At 45.5% G+C, this 20341-nt stretch carries 15 protein-coding genes; 11 read left to right on the top strand and 4 right to left on the bottom strand.

The genetic code is table 11. From position 1 onward, the window contains the following. Window position 1 precedes the first annotated feature (1 nt). Window positions 2-1984: a monovalent cation:proton antiporter family protein gene (locus ICN31_RS08065; protein ID WP_216260303.1), complete on the top strand. Its 1983-nt coding sequence runs from the start codon at window positions 2-4 to the stop codon at window positions 1982-1984. Between the two features lie 24 nt (window positions 1985-2008). On the opposite strand, the gene uvrA is transcribed toward ICN31_RS08065, so the two are convergent. Next, window positions 2009-4897 carry an excinuclease ABC subunit UvrA gene (gene uvrA, locus ICN31_RS08060; RefSeq protein ID WP_216260301.1) on the bottom strand — a complete coding sequence of 963 codons (2889 nt, stop codon included), beginning with the start codon at window positions 4895-4897 and terminating at the stop codon, window positions 2009-2011. A gap of 37 nt (window positions 4898-4934) precedes the next feature. Here uvrA and ICN31_RS08055 point away from each other — a divergent pair, with 37 nt between their 5' ends. Together ICN31_RS08055 and ssb are read left to right on the top strand one after the other, a co-directional pair. Continuing rightward, window positions 4935-6119: an MFS transporter gene (locus ICN31_RS08055; protein WP_216260300.1), complete on the top strand. Its 1185-nt coding sequence runs from the start codon at window positions 4935-4937 to the stop codon at window positions 6117-6119. Window positions 6120-6199: 80 nt separating this feature from the next. Further along, window positions 6200-6655: a single-stranded DNA-binding protein gene (ssb, locus tag ICN31_RS08050; RefSeq protein WP_088525401.1), complete on the top strand. Its 456-nt coding sequence runs from the start codon at window positions 6200-6202 to the stop codon at window positions 6653-6655. Window positions 6656-6727: 72 nt separating this feature from the next. Here ssb and queF read toward each other — a convergent pair whose 3' ends face one another. From queF to ilvA, 3 genes are read right to left on the bottom strand one after another with little or no spacing between them, the layout of a single operon-like run. Next, window positions 6728-7555: an NADPH-dependent 7-cyano-7-deazaguanine reductase QueF gene (queF, locus tag ICN31_RS08045; protein ID WP_216260298.1), complete on the bottom strand. Its 828-nt coding sequence runs from the start codon at window positions 7553-7555 to the stop codon at window positions 6728-6730. A gap of 12 nt (window positions 7556-7567) precedes the next feature. Then, window positions 7568-8476 carry a 5'-nucleotidase gene (locus ICN31_RS08040; RefSeq protein WP_088525399.1) on the bottom strand — a complete coding sequence of 303 codons (909 nt, stop codon included), beginning with the start codon at window positions 8474-8476 and terminating at the stop codon, window positions 7568-7570. Window positions 8477-8491: 15 nt separating this feature from the next. Further along, on the bottom strand, window positions 8492-10012 hold the full coding sequence (gene ilvA / locus ICN31_RS08035) for a threonine ammonia-lyase, biosynthetic (protein ID WP_216260296.1): 1521 nt from the start codon (window positions 10010-10012) through the stop codon (window positions 8492-8494). A 134-nt stretch (window positions 10013-10146) separates the two neighbouring features. Here ilvA and ICN31_RS08030 point away from each other — a divergent pair, with 134 nt between their 5' ends. From ICN31_RS08030 to aspS, 8 genes are all read left to right on the top strand, one after another. Continuing rightward, window positions 10147-13986: an FAD/FMN-binding oxidoreductase gene (locus ICN31_RS08030; RefSeq protein ID WP_216260295.1), complete on the top strand. Its 3840-nt coding sequence runs from the start codon at window positions 10147-10149 to the stop codon at window positions 13984-13986. Continuing rightward, window positions 13986-14372, top strand: coding sequence for a gamma-butyrobetaine hydroxylase-like domain-containing protein (locus ICN31_RS08025; RefSeq protein WP_216260293.1), 387 nt, complete (start codon window positions 13986-13988; stop codon window positions 14370-14372). The genes ICN31_RS08030 and ICN31_RS08025 overlap by 1 nt, the downstream gene beginning before the upstream one ends. Continuing rightward, window positions 14372-15115 carry a bifunctional demethylmenaquinone methyltransferase/2-methoxy-6-polyprenyl-1,4-benzoquinol methylase UbiE gene (gene ubiE / locus ICN31_RS08020; protein ID WP_216260291.1) on the top strand — a complete coding sequence of 248 codons (744 nt, stop codon included), beginning with the start codon at window positions 14372-14374 and terminating at the stop codon, window positions 15113-15115. Before ICN31_RS08025 ends, ubiE begins: the two co-directional genes overlap by 1 nt. Before the next feature lie 67 nt (window positions 15116-15182). After that, complete coding sequence (locus tag ICN31_RS08015) at window positions 15183-16088, top strand: Tim44 domain-containing protein (protein WP_216260289.1); 906 nt, start codon at window positions 15183-15185, stop codon at window positions 16086-16088. Window positions 16089-16141: 53 nt separating this feature from the next. Beyond that, window positions 16142-16762, top strand: coding sequence for an SCP2 domain-containing protein (locus ICN31_RS08010; protein ID WP_216260287.1), 621 nt, complete (start codon window positions 16142-16144; stop codon window positions 16760-16762). Window positions 16763-16765: 3 nt separating this feature from the next. Next, complete coding sequence (gene ubiB, locus ICN31_RS08005; protein WP_370624303.1) at window positions 16766-18352, top strand: ubiquinone biosynthesis regulatory protein kinase UbiB; 1587 nt, start codon at window positions 16766-16768, stop codon at window positions 18350-18352. Between the two features lie 52 nt (window positions 18353-18404). Beyond that, on the top strand, window positions 18405-19058 hold the full coding sequence (locus tag ICN31_RS08000) for a DUF502 domain-containing protein (protein ID WP_216260285.1): 654 nt from the start codon (window positions 18405-18407) through the stop codon (window positions 19056-19058). Window positions 19059-19074: 16 nt separating this feature from the next. After that, window positions 19075-20341, top strand: a 1267-nt coding sequence (aspS, locus tag ICN31_RS07995) for an aspartate--tRNA ligase (protein WP_216260283.1), incomplete at its 3' end; no start/stop codon positions are given.

Genomic DNA, 20341 nt, shown 5'->3' with positions numbered 1-20341 from the left:
TATGCCGTCAGCCCTTCAATTAACTCTCATTCTCTTGGCCTCTGGTGTGGCCGGAGTGGTTATTTTCCGCTATTTTGGCTTACCCCCTATTTTGGGCTATTTAGCCATTGGTGTCCTGATTGGCCCTAATGCCCTTGGTCTAGCAAGCGACTCTGCCACGGTAAAGTATTTGGCTGAATTTGGGGTTGTTTTCTTGATGTTTTCAATCGGCCTGGAATTTAACCTCAATAAGCTGAGGGCAATGCGCAAGATCGTATTTGGTCTTGGCGCTAGCCAGGTAATTTTGACCATACTTTTGGCAGTTCCAGCTAGTTTGCTGATGAACTGGATTTATCCCATCTCTTGGCATGCGGCAATTGCTTTGGGCGGCGCTTTAGCAATGTCTTCGACTGCCATCGTAATTAAATTGATTTCTGATCGGGCTGAGTTAGAGACAGAGCACGGTCGTAATGTGATTGGTATTTTGCTATTTCAAGATTTAGCAGTCGTCTTCTTGTTGATCTTACTGCCATCGCTTGGAAAAAATCCTACAGACTTATTTGTTGCACTTACTGCTGCATCAGTCAAGATCATGATTGCATTAGTGTTGATTTTCTTTATCGGTCAAACACTGATGAGCCGCTGGTTCAAGTTGGTTGCCAAGTTGCGCTCTCAAGAATTATTCATGCTCAATCTTTTATTAATTGTTTTGGGCATGGCGGGCTTGACTGAGCACTTCGGTTTGTCTTTAGCGCTCGGCGCATTTTTGGCGGGCATGTTGATTGCCGAGACACCCTATCGCCACCAAGTTGAGGAAGACATCAAACCTTTCCGCGATGTCTTGCTTGGACTTTTCTTTATTACGATTGGCATGCTGCTCGATTTCAATGTCATTCGAGAGCAATGGATCTTAGTTTTGGCCTTGCTAATAGGCCCGCTGGTATTCAAATTCGGCCTCATTGCTTTACTCTCTAAGGCATTTGGTTCTAGCACTGGGATCTCCATTCGAACCGGCTTATGTCTGGCTCAGGCAGGCGAATTTGGTTTTGTTTTGCTAACTCAAATTGATGGCTTAGATTTAATTGATCCCACTTTGAGTCAGGCAGTGTTAGCAGCAATGCTGATCTCGATGTTCTGTGCGCCTTTCTTAATTGAATATAGCGATCTTATTGCAATGCGCTTCTCTAGTAATGAATGGCTATTGCAATCACTCGCTTTGACCCGGGTAGCAGCAAAGAGTGTGCGCAATGAAAACCATGTTGTGATTTGTGGTTTTGGTCGCTCAGGTCAAAGCTTGGCAAGGATGCTAGATCAAGAAAAGATTCCTTACATTGCTTTGGATTTGGATCCTGATCGTGTTAAAGAAGCGGCTGCTGCTGGTGATAACGTTGTTTATGGCGATGCTAGTCGTGAGAACTATTTGATTGCTGCCGGCCTCTCTCGAGCAAAAGCGGTAGTCATTACCTATGCAGATACTGCGGCAAGCATACGCGTCCTAAGACAAGTAGAGCACTTGCGTCCAGGCATGACGATATTGGTTCGCACTAGGGATGATGCTGATATTGCAAAATTACAGGCCGCTGGTGCTACTGAAGTCATTCCGGAGCTCATTGAGGGCAGCCTCATGATTGCTTCTCATGTCTTACTGATCATGGGCGTACCGATGCGCAAGGTGGTCAGACGAATTACTACTGCTCGTGAAGAGCGCTATAGCTTATTGAGGGGTTATTTCCGGGGCTCTGCAGATGATGACTTTGGGTCAAACGAGTCTTGGCGTTTGCATGCGATTACGCTATTACCGCACTCCCAAGCTGTTGGTAAAACCCTTGGCGCGCTTGATCTTGAAAATGAGGGAGTCAGTGTTCAGGCTGTCCGTCGAAAAACAGCAAGCGCTGATTATGTGCAGCTTACACTTGCTCCCGAACTGAAGCTTGAGGCGAATGATATTTTAGTGATCTCAGGCAATTCAGAAGCGACTGATTTGGCTGAAGCTAAATTACTCTGATATCAATCACTTCTTCAGCCGATATTATTTTTTCTTTTTAGCTGCAACAGACTTGCGCGTTAGTAATGGCGCTAAATAATGACCAGTAAAGCTGGCTGCATTTTTAGCCACATCTTCTGGTGTTCCGGTAGCGATAATTTGCCCACCACCAGCACCACCCTTAGGTCCTAAATCAATAATCCAGTCGGCAGTCTTGATCACATCTAAGTTGTGCTCAATGATGACGATAGTGTTGCCTTGCTTTTTCAATGTCTGAATTACTGTAAGCAATAGCTGGATATCATGGAAATGTAAACCAGTAGTCGGTTCATCCAGGATATATAGGGTTCTACCGGTATCGCGTTTAGAGAGCTCAAGTGAAAGCTTGACACGTTGTGCCTCACCGCCAGATAGGGTGGTAGCACTCTGCCCAAGCTTGACATAACCTAAGCCAACATCAAGCAGAGTTTTGAGTTTACGTTTAACAATCGGAACAGCCTCAAAGAATTCATGTGCTTGTTCGATGGTCATCGACAGAACTTCATGAATGTTCTTACCCTTGTAGCGAATGTCCAAAGTTTCGCGGTTGTAACGCTTGCCATGACAAACATCACAAGGCACATACACGTCTGGCAAAAAGTGCATTTCTACTTTCAGTACACCATCCCCTTCACAAGAGTCACAGCGACCACCCTTAACGTTAAAAGAGAAGCGGCCAGCTTCATAGCCACGCTCACGTGACGCTGGAACACCTGCAAAAAGTTCTCTAATCGGTGTAAATAGCCCTGTATAGGTTGCTGGGTTAGAGCGCGGTGTTCTGCCAATCGGTGACTGATCTACGCTAATGACTTTGTCAAAATGTTCTAAGCCCTTCATTGAATCGTGTGCTGCTGGTTCTGCGTTAGAGCCATAAAGGTGCTGTGCCACCGCATGATGCAAGGTGTCATTAATCAATGTGGATTTACCAGACCCTGAAACACCAGTAACACAAGTCAGTAGCCCTACAGGAATTTTGGCGTGCACAGATTGCAAGTTATTGCCACGTGCGCCGAGAATTTCTAAGAATCGATCATTAACTGGAATGCGTTTTTCTGGAACTGCAATGGCTTCGCGACCAGAAAGATAGGCACCAGTTAAAGAATTCAGATTTGCTTCAACTTCAGCAGGAGTGCCTTGAGCCACAATCTCGCCACCATGCACGCCGGCACCAGGACCAATGTCGATGACCCAGTCAGACGCCCGAATCATATCCTCATCATGCTCAACGACTAAGACGCTATTACCAAGATCGCGTAAGTGCTTGAGTGTGCCAATCAAACGATCGTTATCACGTTGATGTAGTCCAATAGATGGTTCATCTAGAACGTACATGACTCCGGTTAAGCCAGAGCCAATCTGGCTTGCAAGGCGAATACGCTGCGCTTCACCGCCAGAAAGGGTGTCCGCGCTACGTTCAAGAGAAAGATAGTCAAGTCCTACATCATTTAAGAAGCGTAGGCGTGCACTAAGCTCTTTAACAATCTTGTCAGCAATTTCTCGTTTAGCCCCTTTGAGTTCTAGAGCTTCGAAATACTCTTTTGCTTCTTTAAGTGGTAATGCGCTGATCTCATAAATAGCGCGTGATTGTTTTTTCTCGCCGACTTTGACAAAACGCGCTTCCTTACGTAAGCGGGTGCCATTACATACTGGACAAGTTTGTACATTTTGATAGCGCGATAACTCTTCACGCACAGTCATGGAGTCTGTTTCACGATAGCGACGCTCAAAGTTGGCAATGATGCCTTCAAAGGCGTGCTCTCGCGTCGTGTTTTTTCCACGCTCGTTGATGTACTCAAAAGGAATAGTCACATCGCCTGAGCCCAGCAGGATGAGGTCTTGCTGTTTCTTAGAGAGTGTTTCAAAAGGCTTCTCCACATCAAAGCCACCGTGCTTAGCCAAGGTCTGCAGTAACTTGAAGTAAAACTGATTGCGACGGTCCCAGCCTTTGATCGCACCAGAAGCCAGGGATAAATCTGGATGGGCAACGATCCGTTTTGGATCAAAAAAGGATTGATGACCAAGGCCATCACATGATGGGCAAGCACCCATTGGATTATTAAATGAGAAGAGGCGTGGCTCCAGTTCTTGAAGGGAGTATGAGCAAACTGGGCAAGCAAACTTGCTTGAGAAAATCATTTCTTTACCACTATCCATATCGACAATCATGGCTTTGCCATCTGCTAGTCGCAGAGCTGTCTCAAAAGATTCCGCAAGACGCTGCTGAATATCAGGGCGCACTTTAATGCGATCCACTACTACCTCAATGGAGTGCTTATCGTTTTTTTTCAGCGTGGGTAATTGATCTACTTCAAAGATTGCTGCTTTTGCGGCATTGGCCGTGCCACCACCAGAGCGCACTCGAAAGCGCACAAAGCCTTGAGCCTGCAGGTCTTGAAAGAGATCTACAAACTCGCCTTTGCGTTCGCTGACAACCGGCGCCAGAATCATTAACTTTGTATCTTCTGGCATCGACAGTACGGTGTCTACCATTTGCGAAACACTTTGCGCTTCTAATGGAAGATCATGGTCGGGGCAATGGGGTGTACCTGCTCGTGCGAACAGCAGACGTAGGTAATCATGAATTTCAGTAACAGTTCCCACAGTTGAGCGTGGGTTATGGCTAGTTGCTTTTTGTTCAATCGAAATTGCAGGTGATAAACCTTCTATGGTGTCGACATCTGGCTTTTCCATGAGCTGCAAAAACTGCCGCGCGTAGGCAGAGAGCGATTCGACATAGCGACGCTGGCCTTCTGCATAGAGAGTATCGAAAGCTAATGAGCTTTTGCCGGAGCCTGACAATCCAGTGAGGACGACTAATTTCTCTCTAGGGATGTCTAGATTGATATTTTTGAGGTTATGGGTGCGGGCACCGCGGATCTTGATTTCGTTAGTCATTATTTTTTAGCGTAACTTGTTAATATAGCTCTTTCCCATGAATCCTTCTGAACTTCGCTCCTCTCTAGCCTTGGCAGGCATCTTTGGCCTGCGTATGCTGGGCCTTTTCTTGCTTTTGCCCGTCTTTAGCATTCATGCCAAAGACTTGCCCGGAGGCGATCAAGCCTTCTTGATAGGGCTGGCCTTGGGAATTTTCAATATTGTTCAGGCCTGCTTCCATATACCTTTAGGCAGACTTTCCGACCGAATTGGTAGAAAAACAGTCGTTTTATGGGGCCTATCCTTATTTGTTGCTGGAGCCTTAATTTGCGCCTCTAAAGATGATTTGCTGTGGATCTCGATTGGTAGAGGCGTTATGGGTGCTGGAGCCATTTCTGCGGCTGTTTCTGCTTGGGTTGCCGATCTAACCCGGGAACAAGTACGTAGTCAAGCCATGGCTTTGGTTGGTGCCAGCATTTCTCTATCTTTTGCTATTTCCTTGGTTGTTGCTGCTCCTCTGTACCGCATGATTACTTTGAGCGGAATGTTTGTGGTGCTCGCAATCTTAGGCGTGATAGCAATGGTTGTGACCTATTTTGTATTACCAGATAACAAACCTCAAGTTCCTGTGCAACAAGATTCACTCAAAGTGGTGTTTCTACGGCCAGAGCTGATGCGTCTCAATATTGGAGTATTTGTATTAAACGCCACTCAAGTGGCAATGTTTTTAGTAGTACCGCGCTTATTAGAGCAGGCTGGATTTCCGCTAGCTTCACATTGGCAAATTTATCTCTCAGTCGTGCTGCTTTCTTTTGTCTTTATGGTGCCACTTTTAATTTATGGCGAGAAAAAACAGCGCATACGACTTGTCTTATTAATCGCCATCATTCTTCTGATTATTGCCGAAATTATCTTTACTCAAGCCTCAACTGTGACGCTAATCACAGTCGCATTACTGATTTATTTCGTAGGCTTTAACTTACTAGAGGCTTTACAACCTTCATTAGTGACGCGTTATGCAAAAGAGTCGAAGGGAACGGCTTTAGGGGTTTACAACACAACCCAATCCATTGGTCTCTTTTCTGGTGCCTTATTAGGGGGTTGGTTGATGGATAGCCATGGTGATTTATCGGTCTTTGCAGCCGGCACAGTCCTCTTAGTTTGCTGGCTTATAATCGCTTGGTCGATGGGTGAAATGCCGGCGAGAGCAACAGACTCAAAGGATGTAGCCCTAAAGACATAGCCGTAGCACTATTGATTAAATTAAAACGAGCAGTACATTTCGAGCAGCAATAACAGCAGTATTTTTCTTCGGGAGACAACATGGCTTCGGTAAATAAAGTCATCATCGTAGGTAACGTAGGGCGCGATCCAGAAACACGTTACATGCCAAGCGGCGATGCCGTTACAAACATTTCAGTAGCAACATCTGATCGCTACAAAGATAAGCAAACTGGTGAAATGAAAGAAACCACAGAATGGCATCGTGTTGCGTTCTTTGGTAAGCTCGCAGAAATCGCCGGTCAATACCTCAAAAAAGGTTCCCAAGTTTATTGTGAAGGCCGTTTACGAACACGTAAATGGACGGATGCCAGTGGGCAAGAAAAGTATTCTACTGAGATCGTTGCAGAAACAATGCAAATGCTTGGTGGTAAGCCAGTAAGTGGAAGTGGTGATGGTGGCGAGAGCTATGCTCGTTCAAAGCCGGCTGAGCAGTCTGCTCCAGCATCATCTAATGCCGCATCACTCGGTGCAATGGATGACGATATTCCGTTTTAAATAGTAAAACCGTAATAGCAAAAACCCCTTCTAGGAATTCCTAGAAGGGGTTTTTATTTACCTACTCCTATTTTATTGGCGTGCGTGCCGAATATTTTCAGGCCACGGTGAGTTGTGATCCGTTCTAAATGGATTGATATCGAGTCCACCCCGTCTTGTGTAGCGCGCATAGACAGAGAGTTTTTCCGGTTTGCACTGGCGCTTGATGTCGGTGAAGATCGTTTCAACACAGTGCTCATGAAACTCTCCTAATTGTCTGAAGCCAATGAGGTAGCGTAATAAACCTTCCTCAAGAATTGGGCGCCCTTGATAACGAATCTGCACGCTAGCCCAGTCTGGCTGCCCTGTTACGGGACAGTTCGATTTCAGTAAATGGGAAACTAAGCACTGTTCAATTGGCCCAAATGATTCATTGACTCCAAGCAGGCTTGGGTCTGCAGGGAGATTCGGATCTATTTCAATATCCAGGCGATCCATTAGGATGCCTCCCATTTCTTGCATACCTTTTTTAGCAATTACTTCAGTTGGGTTGATGCGGGTTGTGATCTTACTGCCAGCGATTGCTGATAAATCAGTGGTGAGCCTTTCTTTGACTTCATTCTCATCTTCGAAGCGAGCACTATTTAGGCTATTGAGATAAAGCTTGAAGGACTTAGACTCAACCATATTAGGGGAGTCTGCAGGAATTTGAAACTCTGCTAATGCTATTTGAGGCTTACCTTTTTTATTGAGCCAGCTGAGTTCAAAAGCATTCCAAATATCAACACCAACGAAAGGCAATACTCGACCTTCTTGAAGGCCTAGTTTTTTGCGGTTCTCAATTCTAGGAATCGGAAAGAGCAAGCTCGGATCATATTGATCTGGATATTGCGTTGCTTGTCCAAGAGATATTGTTGCCATTAATATATTTGCTTACTTCTTAGGTTTGTTCGATACGCCTGATACCACATGGCCAGTAGGCGCAACAGATGCTGCTGATTGGCAATGACCAGTTTGATCATCGAAGAAGAAGTCTGGCTCGAATTCTCTTAAGAACTCACTCTTTGATAAACCACCGAGGAACATTGCTTCATCTACATCAATGCCCCATGCCATCAGAGTCCGAATGGCACGTTCATGTGCAGGAGCGGAGCGTGCAGTAACCAAGGCAGTACGAATCCTCATACCGTTTTCGCTAGTGGAGCGTTGCAGACTATGAAGTGCTTCCAGTAAGGGTTTGAAGGGCCCTGGCGGCAGTGGAATATCGACCTTCTTGCTTTCATGATCTACAAAAGCCTCAAGACCTTTTTTCTGGAAAACCTGCTCTGCCTCATCTGAAAAAAGTACTGCATCTCCGTCAAATGCAATACGAATCTCATTTGGATGTGATTCTGCTGTTTTGCTTGATTCTGGATAGACGCGTGCTGCTGGGAAGCCTGCATCAATGGTGGCTCGCACATCATCTTCATTTGCAGATAAGAAAAGATTAGCGTGCAATGAGCGTAGGTAGTGATATGGAGGACGACCTCTTGTAAATACACCACGTTCAAGATGTAAGCCATGGTGTTCTGCAGAGCGGAATACTCTTAAGCCGCTGACTGGATCATTGCGGGAGAGGATCACCACCTCAACGCGTTGCATACCCTCGTCATTAAAGGCAAGAAGTTTTTTGACCAAGGGAAATGCCACACCTTTTTGAGCTGCCTCACTTAGGCGCTCAAGTTGTAACTTCATGTAGGCGCTGTCATCGGCCGATTCGAAGATGCGATTCTCTTCTTCAAAATCAAACAGGGCGCGCGAAGAAATCGCAACGACAAGTTTTCCGGTGAGCGTATATGACATCTTACGTATTCAGTTTCATTTCAGGAAAAGACGATAAGCAGGGTTATTGCTTTCATCCCAATGCGGATAGGCTAATTTCTCTAAAAATACTTGGAATTTCTTTTGCTCATTCTTGGGGACCTGTATACCTACTAGAATGCGGCCGTAGTCCGCACCATGGTTACGGTAATGGAACAAGCTAATATTCCAGTTCGGTGCCATGCTGGTTAAGAATTTCATTAGAGCCCCCGGACGTTCTGGAAACTCAAAGCGGTAGAGTAATTCATCTTTAGCAAGTACAGAGTGACCACCCACCATATGACGTAGATGAGACTTCGCCAGCTCATCATGCGTTAAGTCAATCGTTGCAAACTTCGCTTTACGGAAGTGTTTTGCAATTGCCTCGCTGTCGCCCGCTTTTTGAGTGCTGACACCAACAAAAATATGCGCTTCGCTTTGATCGCCAATACGATAGTTAAATTCTGTCACGTTACGCTTGCCGAGTAATTGGCAGAAACGCTTAAACGATCCTCGCTCTTCAGGAATAGTCACAGCAAATACTGCTTCACGAAACTCACCAACATCTGCGCGTTCTGCTACAAAGCGTAGACGACTAAAGTTCATATTGGCGCCACAGGCAACTGCCACAAGCGTTTTCTTCTGAATACGCTTTTTCTGAACATACTTCTTCATGCCTGCAATTGCTAGTGCGCCAGCAGGCTCAAGGATGCTACGGGTATCAGTAAAGACATCGTTAATGGCTGCGCAGATTTCATCAGTATCAACAGTGACGATTTCGTCAACCACCTTTTTACAAATACGGAAAGTTTCTTTGCCAACCAATTTCACCGCAGTACCATCTGAAAAAAGACCAACATCTTTCATTTCGATACGTTTGCCTGCTTTGAGAGATTGATTCATAGCATCGGAGTCGGAAGCTTGTACACCAATGACTTTAGTCTTTGGGCTAACTGCTTTGGTGTATTCGCCGATACCAGAAATTAAGCCACCACCACCGATGGCAACAAAAATTGCATCGATTGGTTCTTGGTGTTGTGAAAAAATTTCTTGCGCGATTGTTCCTTGACCGGCAATGACATCAGGGTCATCAAATGGGTGGACAAAAGTCAGACCCCGTTTTTTGCCCAAGAGTTCTGAGTGCTTGAAGGCATCACTATAAGACTCACCATGCAGGATGATTTCTACCCAAGAGCCGCCCCTGGCCCTCACTGCATCAATTTTTAGGCTAGGCGTAGTTACCGGCATCACGATGACGGCTTTACATTTCATTTTGGCTGCTGAGAGAGCCACCCCTTGGGCATGGTTTCCTGCGGAAGCGGCAATTACCCCGCGTTTTATGGCTTCCGGGGATAAATGAGCCATCTTGTTATAGGCACCACGGAGTTTGAATGAGAAAACTGGTTGGTTATCCTCTCTTTTTAAGAGAACCTGATTGCCCAAACGTTTGGTGAGCTCAGGCGCGAGCTGTAGCTCAGTTTCTCTGGCTACGTCATAGACGCGAGCCGATAAAATTTTCTTTAAATAGTTCGTTGCCATCCAATGAGCGTACCACGGATGGCTCCTAAGCCCTTAGATTTGCAAGGTTTTATCTCTTCAGGGAGCGACTTTCACCTTTTCCTGCCACTATCAGGTTCGCTCAATTAAAATGCTTATTTACCAAATATGTCGCTATGAATGCCCCACTAGCTTTGAACCGGTTGTTGGACGCTGAGGCGGATTCCCCCCGTCTTCGTGAAATTCCCTATAACTACACCTCCTTTTCTGATCGAGAGATTGTTATTCGCTTGTTGGGCGAGGAGTCATGGCGCGTTCTGAATGATTTGCGTGGCGTCCGACGAACTGGCCGCTCTGCACGGATGTTGTTTGAAATCTTGGGTGATATTTGGGTAGTTCAACGCAATCCATTCTTGCAGGATGATTTATTAGATAGCCCTGATCGACGCAAACAATTGATCGATGCTTTATGGCATCGTCTGGGCGAAGTAAAAAAACGGAATAGTGGTGACTCAGCTGATCAAGTAGAAATTTTATTAAGTGCTGCTTATGGCGCGATTGAAAGTTTTGAAAACGGTTTTAAAGAAGTTGAGCAAATTCGTAAGCGTGCCAATAAAGAATTAGGACGCCACACTGCTAGTGACAATATTTGTTTTGATGGTATATCACGTGCTGCACATGTGACAGATGCAACTGACTGGCGGGTGGAGTACCCATTAGTTGTTCTGAAGCCTGATTACGAGTCTGAAATTCCGGGCTTAGTTAGAGCCTGTGTTGAATTAGGTCTCACGATCATTCCTCGGGGAGGCGGCACTGGCTATACCGGCGGCGCTATTCCTCTATATGCGATGTCTGCGGTGATTAATACTGAGAAGCTTGAGCAAATAGATATTGTAAAGAGTAAGCGTTTGCCTGGTCTTGATCATGATGTGCCCACTATTTTTACTGGCGCAGGAGTTGTAACCCGTCGTGTATCTGATGCTGCAGAACGGGCCGGACTTGTATTTGCAGTAGATCCTACTTCTGCAGATGCAAGCTGTATTGGTGGCAATATCGCGATGAATGCTGGCGGAAAAAAAGCAGTTCTTTGGGGAACTGCTTTAGATAATCTTGCAAGCTGGCGCATGGTTGATCCACAAGGTAATTGGTTGGATGTGGAGCGTCTTGAACATAACCTTGGCAAGATTCATGATGTTGCCACTGTCCGCTTTCAGCTGACATGGTCTGATGGCAATAGTGAGCCTGGCCAACGGATTTTGAAAACCGAATTATTAGAAGTTGAAGGCAAGCGTTTCCGAAAAGAAGGCTTGGGTAAAGACGTAACAGATAAATTTTTATCTGGCTTACCTGGCATTCAAAAAGAAGGTTGCGACGGATTAATTACCAGCGCAACTTGGATCTTGCATCGCATGCCCGCGTTCATGCGGACGGTTTGCCTCGAGTTCTTTGGACAGGCACGCGAGGCTATTCCGAGTATTGTAGAAATTAAAGCTTACTTAGATGACTTAAGTAAACAGGGCGGACCCATTTTGGCTGGCCTTGAGCATTTGGATGATCGCTACTTAAAGGCGGTTGGTTACTCCACAAAATCTAAGCGCAATAGCTTGCCCAAGATGGTCTTAATTGGAGATATTGCTGGCGATAATGAAGCAGAGGTAGCGGCAGCTACTAGCGAAGTAGTGCGGATGGCGAACTTGCGTGTTGGTGAAGGCTTTGTTGCAGTCAGTGCAGAGGCTCGTAAAAAGTTTTGGTTAGATCGCGCTCGTACAGCAGCGATTGCTCGCCATACCAATGCATTTAAGATCAATGAAGACGTTGTGATTCCATTGCCGCGGATGGGCGAGTACACCGATGGCATTGATCGTATCAATATCGAATTGTCCCTAAAGAACAAATTGCAAGTGCTTGATGGTCTTGAATTATTTTTGAAAAAGAGCACTTTGCCATTAGGTAAGAGCGATCAAGAATACGAGATACCAACAGCAGAAATCTTGGGAGATCGTGTTCAGCAGGCTCTAGACCTTATTACCAAGGTACGTAGTCGCTGGGCTGATTGGCTGACGCAGATGGATACCTATTTCCCGCAACTACAAAATTACAGTTTGCGCGCCTCATGGAAAGAAGAAGTCCGCTCTGAACTGCGTATTATTTTTGGCGGCCTAGCATTTGAACCTATTCTGGCTAAGCTTGAGGCAATTCATAAAACTATTTTGCGCAAACGGGTATTCGTGGCTTTGCACATGCATGCTGGTGACGGCAATGTACACACCAATATTCCAGTGAACTCGGATGACTATGAGATGTTGCAAGATGCACACCACTCAGTCGATCGCATTATGAAATTGGCTCGATCTTTAGATGGCGTGATTTCTGGTGAGCACGGGATTGGCATTACTAAGCTTGAGTATTTAACTGAAGCGGAATTAAAAGATTTTCGGAGTTATAAGAATCGTGTTGACCCTGAAGGCAGGTTTAATAAGGGTAAGCTGATGCCGCATGCGGATCTGAGTATGGCCTATACGCCGAGCTTTGGTTTAATGGGACATGAGTCCATCATCATGCAGCAAAGTGATATCGGAGCGATTGCTGATAGCGTGAAGGATTGCCTGCGCTGCGGTAAGTGCAAGCCTGTCTGCGCTACTCACGTTCCACGCGCTAATTTACTGTACAGCCCACGCGACAAAATTTTGGCTACTTCATTATTAATAGAAGCCTTTTTGTATGAAGAGCAAACCCGTCGTGGTGTTTCCATTCGCCATTGGGAAATGTTTGATGATGTGGCAGCACACTGTACTGTTTGCCATAAGTGTCTGACACCTTGTCCAGTCAATATTGACTTTGGTGATGTCTCAATGAATATGCGCAACCTCTTACGTAAGATGGGTCAGCAGCGCTTTAATCCTGGTACAGCGGCATCGATGTTCTTCTTGAATGCTACTAGTCCAGAAACGATTAATTTGGCTCGCAAGACCATGATTGGCTGGGGTTATCAGTTGCAGCGTTTAGGTAACGATATTTTTCGCAAGTTTGCCAAGAAGCAAACCGTACATCCACCTGCAACTGTAGGAAAGCCGAGCATAAAAGAGCAGGTTATTTTCTTTGTCAATAAGAAGATGCCAGGTAATCTGCCTAAAAAAACTGCCCGTGCTTTATTAGATATCGAAGATGCAAACTATGTACCAATTATTCGCGACCCAAAGACGACTTCTGCTGATACCGAAGCTGTGTTTTACTTCCCGGGCTGTGGATCTGAGCGCCTCTTCTCGCAAGTGGGCCTAGCAACGCAAGCAATGCTGTGGAATGTTGGTGTACAAACAGTATTGCCGCCAGGTTATTTATGTTGCGGCTATCCACAGCGTGGTAATGGTGATTTTGATAAAGCTGACAAGATGATTACGGATAACCGTGTCTTATTTCATCGGGTTGCCAATACTCTGAATTACTTAGACATCAAGACCGTCGTGGTCTCCTGCGGAACTTGTTATGACCAGTTAGCCGGTTATCAGTTCGAACAGATCTTCCCAGGTTGTCGCATCATTGATATTCATGAGTACTTGGCAGAAAAAGGCGTCAAGCTATCTGGAGTCACCGGAGTGAAGTATATGTATCACGATCCTTGCCATTCTCCAATGAAGTTACAGGATCCCTTGAAGACCGTAAATGAGTTGATTCAATTAGAGGATGGTAAATCGATTTTGAAGAATGATCGTTGCTGCGGCGAGTCTGGAACCTTGGCCGTTACAAGGCCAGACATCTCGACCCAGGTTCGCTTCCGTAAGGAAATTGAGATGAAAAAAGCTGCGAATGAATTACGTAAGGACAGCCCTGCTGGCGATGTCAAAGTATTGACAAGCTGCCCATCTTGTTTGCAGGGCTTAAGCCGTTTCGATTCAGATAGCGATACCACTGCTGATTACATTGTGGTGGAGATGGCCAATAAATTACTTGGTGAAAATTGGATGCAAGATTATGTTGCTAAAGCAAATCAGGGTGGTATTGAAAGGGTTCTCGTTTAATGATTCCGAATAATATCGTGGTACATCAGCAATCTAAGGTGCTTGAGCTCTCTTATGAAAATGGCAATATCTATCGTCTTCCTTTTGAGTTTTTGAGGGTACTGTCACCTTCAGCAGAAGTTCAGGGTCACGGACCAGGACAGGAGACTTTGCAAACTGGTAAGCGCGATGTTTTGATTGCTAACCTTGAGCCAGTTGGACATTACGCACTAAAGCCTAGCTTTTCTGATGGCCATGATTCAGGCCTCTATTCTTGGGATTACTTGCAGTACCTCTGTGAGAATCAAGAACAGTTATGGAAAGAGCATTTAGATAAATTGGCGGCCGCAGGCCTTGATCGTGATGCGCCTATGAATGTCGCTGGCCATTCTTGTGGAAGTCACTAATGAGTAAAACTCATTTTGGTTATCAAAGCGTTGATGAGGCTGAAAAAGCCGGCAAGGTTGCCGAGGTATTTCATTCAGTAGCAAACAAATATGATGTGATGAATGACTTAATGTCATTTGGTTTGCATCGTGTTTGGAAAAAAATCACGATTGCGCGTGCAAATGTTCGGTCAGGACAAAAGGTTTTAGATATCGCTGGAGGTACTGGCGATCTTGCAGCAGCATTTGCCAAGGCAGCAGATTGGGGTATTAATCCTGACGCTCAAGTTTGGTTAAGTGACATTAATGCGTCGATGTTGGGTGTGGGGCGTGATCGCTTATTAGACCGCGGCATGGCCTTACCTTGCGTACAGTTTGATGCTGAAAAGATTCCGTTTCCAAATAATCATTTTGATGTTGTCACCGTAGCGTTTGGTTTGCGCAATATGACCCATAAAGAAGTGGCATTAGGTGAAATGTGTCGGGTGATTAAGCCGGGTGGACGAGTTCTGGTGTTGGAGTTCTCTAAGCCCGATGCATTTTTGCAGCCTGCATATGACACCTATTCTTTCAAGGTCTTGCCTTGGTTGGGCGATAAGATTGCGCAAGATTCAGAAAGCTATCGCTATTTGGCAGAATCTATCCGGATGCACCCCGATGCGCAAACCCTCAAAGAAATGATGCTGGGTGTGGGTTTTGATGAAGTAGAAACCCATAGGATGACTGGGGGTATCGTTGCCTTACATATTGGTGTTAAATACTGACAGTTATATAGCTTTTAAGCGCTTATAAATTAAAGTAATTCAGAAGTTATTAGAGGGAGTCATAAAGATGAATAAGCATTTTTTCAAAGCAGTTCTACTAAGTCTTACTTTGGTATTTGCAACTGTTGGCCATGTTGATGCTGCCCGTTTGGGTAATGGCAAGAGCGTTGGAAAAGCGCCAAGCGCACCAATGCAAAAGCAGGCTGCTCCAGCACAAAAGCCTGCACAGCAAGCTCAGCCAGCCGCTCCTGCTCCAGCTCCTCAAGCACCTAGCCGCTTTGGTGGTATGGGCGGTCTCTTAGGTGGCTTAGCTGCCGGTTTAGGTATTGGCTATCTTTTATCTCATTTCGGTTTAGGGGAGGGTGCATCCTCCATGATTACTGGACTCTTAATTGCTGTGTTGGCAGGCTTTGCCATCATGTTTGTGATTCGTAGATTGCTCCCATCCTTTTCTGGTGCAGGTAGCGCTGCTAATGCTCCAGCGGGTGGTCTACAGAGAACTAGTATTGAGCAAGCCCCTAGACATGAGCCCGCTTTTACGCCAGCTGCAAATGCCTTTGGTGGCGTGAGCGCTGAGGCTCCGGCATTTCAATCAACATTACCACCCGGTTTTGATGAGCGGAGTTTTTTGGAGAACGCAAAGCAGTACTTTTCTACTTTGCAAAAAGCTTGGGATCAGGGCGATCTTGTTGCCTTGCGTGAATTTACGACACCGGATATGTTCGCCACAATTCAACAGGATCTAGCAGGTCGGACCGATACTACCAATCAAACTGATGTAGTTACCATTAATGCCCAGCTCATTGGTATTGAGACTGTAGATGCGCATTATTTCTGTAGTATTCAGTTCAGCGGCATGATTCGTGAGCAAGTAGGCGCTCCGGCAAGCGACTTCTCTGAAATCTGGAATTTAAGTAAGCCAGTAGAGGGCCCAGGAGGCTGGGTACTAGCGGGTATCTCGCAGTTAGTTTAAGCTCTAGGTACTTTCCATTGGAAAACCCGCACTAGTGCGGGTTTTTTACACTTATGAATACGCATTTATCCTCTACCCATACCATTGCTGCTGGGGCTGCTTGCCGCGGAATCAACCATGTATTAGGGAGTGAGCCTTGGGCATCAGCAGAATTGGCTAAACATACTGGCAAAACGATTTTGCTTCAATTGCCTTTGGGTGAGCTTGGATTTGAGATTGCGCCTACTGGCTACTTAGGCGTTTTAAAAGAGGCTGATAGCCCCTCTTTGACTTTAGAAGTTTCAAGTAAAGCATTGGGCGATTTAGCAGCAAGTTCAGGTAGCTTGCGTGAGCAAGCTTTTAAAGCTGTGAAGCTTACTGGTGATGCAGACTTAGCTCAATTAATAGGCCGCTTAGCCGGTCAGCTTCGTTGGGAGTATGAAGAAGATTTGGCTCGTTTAGTTGGTGATGCGCCGGCAAACTTTGCTGTGAGACAAGGTAAAAAGTTTGTCTCAGCATCTCGTTCCGCCGCTTCCGATTTGCTGGACAATGTCGTTGAGTATGTCAGTGAAGAAAGAAAAGTGCTTTTGAACAAACGAGACTTTATAGCTCATAAATCCGTAATAAATGAGTTACGCGAATCTGTGGATAGAATCGAGAAGCGTATTCAACACTTAGAGCAAAAGGCTAGATAAATCGTGCGTCGAATTGCTCGTCTTTGTTTTATTTTCTTTACTGCTTGGCGTTATGGCTTATTGCCGCTTTTGCGCGATATTCTCAAGCCAGGAATTAGTAAAGGCGCCCTCACCGTTGTCTGTTGGACTTCACCTGGTGTAGGCTTGCCTAGGGGAGAGCGTATTCGTTTGACGCTAGAAGCTCTTGGCCCAATCTTTGTGAAGTTTGGACAAGTGCTTTCAACGCGTCGAGATTTATTGCCAGAAGATATTGCTGACGAGTTAGCAAAGCTACAGGACCAAGTTCCGCCATTTTCTAATGAAGAGTCACGCCGCTTAATTGAAAAAGCATTAGGTCAGCCGATCGAGGAAGTCTTTATTAGTTTTGATGCGACACCTGTAGCGAGTGCCTCTGTTGCACAAGTCCATTTTGGAATTTTGCGTGCCACTGAAAAACATCCAGAATGGGATCGTAAAGCGGTTGCTATTAAAGTCTTGCGACCTGGCATTCTGCCGGTGATTGAGGGCGATATCGCCTTGATGTATGACTTAGCGAAGGTTATCGAAAAAAGCTCTGAAGACGGGCGTCGATTAAAGCCTCGTGAGAATGTTGCTGAGTTTGATACTTATCTCCATGATGAATTGGATTTAATGCGCGAAGCTTCCAATTCAAGTCAGCTACGCAGAAATTTTGAAGATTCACAGCAGTTAATGATTCCAGAGATGTATTGGGATCTATGCCATACCAATGTGATTGTGATGGAGAGGATGTATGGCATCTCTATTGGAAGAATTGCAGAGCTAGGAGCGGCTGGAGTCGATTTCAAAAAGTTAGCTGCGGATGGTGTTGAGATATTTTTCACTCAAGTGTTTGAGCATGGATTTTTCCACGCAGATATGCATCCTGGAAACATCATGATTAGCCTTGAGCCAGAAACATTCGGCCGCTTTATTTCTTTAGACTTTGGCATTGTTGGTGCGCTGAGCGAATCCGATAAAAATTATTTAGCGCTGAATTTCTTGGCTTTCTTTAATCGTGATTACCGTCGGGTTGCAGAGCTGCATGTCGAATCAGGTTGGGTACCTGCCGATACTCGGGTTGAAGAATTAGAAGGTGCAGTACGTTCAGTGTGCGAACCTTACTTTGACCGCCCGCTCAAAGAGATTTCTCTTGGCTTAGTTTTGTTGCGTTTATTTCAAACATCGCGCCGCTTTAAGATAGAAATTCAACCGCAGTTAACGCTCTTACAAAAAACGCTCTTAAATGTCGAAGGTCTGGCGCGCCAATTAGACCCCGACCTGGATCTATGGAAAACCGCTAAGCCTATCTTAGAAAAATGGATCAGTAAGCAATTGGGTTGGCGTGGCTTAATTGAGGGCTTAAAAACGGAGGCACCTTCTTGGGCCAAGATTCTGCCAACTTTGCCCCGTTTGATTGCTGATGCCCTAGTGCAAGGTCGCGATCAGACAAAAGATCAAAATGGCGAGCTAGAGGCCCTAAAAGCGCTTTTACTCGAAGAAAGGCGAACTCATCGTCTCGTGGCGGGCGCCTTGCTCTTTGCTGGTGGTTTTTTAGCTGGAATTTTGATTATCAGCCTAGGTATTTACTAGTCTTTGGCTGATTGGGCTCTAAACCGCTAAAATAGCGGGCTAGGCAGAACACATGAAAAAATACTTTATCGCAGGCATCCTGGTTTGGGCACCGCTAGCAATCACCGTTTGGGTGATTGGGTGGGGCTTAGGTTTGCTAGACAGCGTATATGGCTCGGTGATGCATGCCATTATCGTGGTTCTTCCAAGTGATACCGCATTAGATTTTCAGCATTTCCGTGAGCTTCCAGGCGTTGGAATATTGATTGTGATTGCAGTCATTATGTTCACCGGATTACTGGCGATTAGTTTTGCTGGTCAATGGTGGTTAAAGATTTGGGATAAGTTTGTCAATCGTATTCCGATTGTGCGTTCAATTTATTCCAGTGTTCAGCAGGTTTCATCCACTTTATTTTCTGGAAGCGGTCAAGCCTTTAGTAAGGCCTTATTGATCCGTTACCCTCATGCCGATTCTTGGGTAATCGCTTTTCAAACAGGCGCTCCTGCACGAGAAGTGACTGCTAAATTGGGTGAGGATTATGTAAACGTATTCTTGCCTACTACTCCAAATCCTACCTCTGGTTTTTTCATGATTGTGCCGCGTGCTCAAACGATTGAACTGGAGATGAGCGTAGAAGAAGCATTGAAACATATCGTTTCAATGGGCTCTGTACCTCCCAATAGTTCTAGTGGATTGCCTGCACCCCAGTCACCACGCCATCTTTGATTTATAGGAAATTGTTATGTCGATGCGAAGCCATACCTGTGGACAGGTAACCGATTCACTGATTGGTAAAGAAGTAACCCTTGCCGGATGGGTGAATCGCCGCCGTGACCATGGAGGCGTGATCTTTATTGATTTGCGTGACCGTGAAGGTTTTGTCCAGATAGTATGCGACCCGGATCGTCCTGAGATGTTTACTTTGGCCGAGCAAGTGCGAAGCGAGTTCTGCATTCAGATTAAAGGACTTGTGCGCGCACGTCCTGCTGGAACTGAAAATAATGATCTAGCTAGCGGAAAAGTAGAAATCCTTTGTTACAACCTTGTGATCTTGAATGCTTCTGTAACTCCACCATTTCAGATTGATGATGAGAATTTATCTGAGACAACACGTTTAACTCATCGAGTATTAGATTTACGCCGCCCTCAAATGCAGAAGAACTTACGTTTGCGTTACAACGTTGCAATGGAGTGCCGCCGCTATTTAGATGAGGCTGGTTTTATTGATATCGAAACTCCGATGTTGACCAAGAGTACGCCAGAAGGTGCCCGTGATTACTTGGTCCCCTCCCGTATGCATGATGGCCAATTCTTTGCATTGCCACAATCTCCACAGTTATTTAAACAGCTGTTGATGGTAGCTGGCTTTGATCGTTACTACCAAATTACTAAATGCTTTCGCGATGAAGATTTGCGCGCAGATCGCCAGCCTGAATTTACGCAGATTGACTGTGAAACAGCTTTCTTAAGCGAGCTAGAGATTCGAGAGCTCTTTGAAAACATGATTCGTCATATTTTCAAGAAGACGATGAATGTTGAATTACCCAATCCATTCCCAACTATGCCTTATTCAGAGGGTATGGCACGCTTTGGATCCGACAAGCCAGATCTGCGGGTGAGCTTTGAGTTCACGGAGTTGACTGATTTGATGAAAGATGTCGATTTCAAGGTCTTCTCAGGCGCTGCAAACCAAGAGGGCGGCCGTGTAGTCGGCTTATGTGTCCCTGGTGGTGCTGAGATTAGTCGGAGTGAGATTGATGACTACACTCAGTTCGTTAGCATCTATGGTGCCAAAGGTTTGGCCTGGATTAAGGTGAACTCGGTTGCTGAAGGTCGCAATGGTTTGCAATCTCCGATCGTCAAGAATTTGCATGATGCAGCAATTGAGGGCATCTTAAAACGTACTGGCGCTAAAGATGGCGACATTATTTTCTTCGGTGCTGATAAAGAAAAGGTGGTGAATGACGCGATTGGTAATTTACGTCTACGCATTGGTCATTCTGCTTGGG

Source organism: Polynucleobacter sp. UB-Piko-W3, assembly GCF_018881635.1.
Lineage (GTDB): Bacteria > Pseudomonadota > Gammaproteobacteria > Burkholderiales > Burkholderiaceae > Polynucleobacter.
The sequence above is the reverse complement of the archived record's forward strand: the minus strand, read 5'-3'. Positions and strand labels throughout refer to the sequence as shown.

Bases quoted from the DNA above. Each gene is read 5' to 3' on its own strand.
- ICN31_RS08065 (WP_216260303.1), top strand. From the start codon at position 2: ATGCCGTCAGCCCTTCAATTAACTCTCATTCTCTTGGCCTCTGGTGTG.
- ICN31_RS08040 (WP_088525399.1), bottom strand. From the start codon at position 8,476: ATGTCATATACGCTCACCGGAAAACTTGTCGTTGCGATTTCTTCGCGC.
- ICN31_RS08030 (WP_216260295.1), top strand. From the start codon at position 10,147: ATGAATGCCCCACTAGCTTTGAACCGGTTGTTGGACGCTGAGGCGGAT.
- queF (WP_216260298.1), bottom strand. From the start codon at position 7,555: ATGGCAACAATATCTCTTGGACAAGCAACGCAATATCCAGATCAATAT.
- ssb (WP_088525401.1), top strand. From the start codon at position 6,200: ATGGCTTCGGTAAATAAAGTCATCATCGTAGGTAACGTAGGGCGCGAT.
- ICN31_RS08025 (WP_216260293.1), top strand. From the start codon at position 13,986: ATGATTCCGAATAATATCGTGGTACATCAGCAATCTAAGGTGCTTGAG.
- ilvA (WP_216260296.1), bottom strand. From the start codon at position 10,012: ATGGCAACGAACTATTTAAAGAAAATTTTATCGGCTCGCGTCTATGAC.
- ICN31_RS08055 (WP_216260300.1), top strand. From the start codon at position 4,935: ATGAATCCTTCTGAACTTCGCTCCTCTCTAGCCTTGGCAGGCATCTTT.
- uvrA (WP_216260301.1), bottom strand. From the start codon at position 4,897: ATGACTAACGAAATCAAGATCCGCGGTGCCCGCACCCATAACCTCAAA.
- ICN31_RS08015 (WP_216260289.1), top strand. From the start codon at position 15,183: ATGAATAAGCATTTTTTCAAAGCAGTTCTACTAAGTCTTACTTTGGTA.
- ICN31_RS08010 (WP_216260287.1), top strand. From the start codon at position 16,142: ATGAATACGCATTTATCCTCTACCCATACCATTGCTGCTGGGGCTGCT.
- ICN31_RS08000 (WP_216260285.1), top strand. From the start codon at position 18,405: ATGAAAAAATACTTTATCGCAGGCATCCTGGTTTGGGCACCGCTAGCA.
- ubiE (WP_216260291.1), top strand. From the start codon at position 14,372: ATGAGTAAAACTCATTTTGGTTATCAAAGCGTTGATGAGGCTGAAAAA.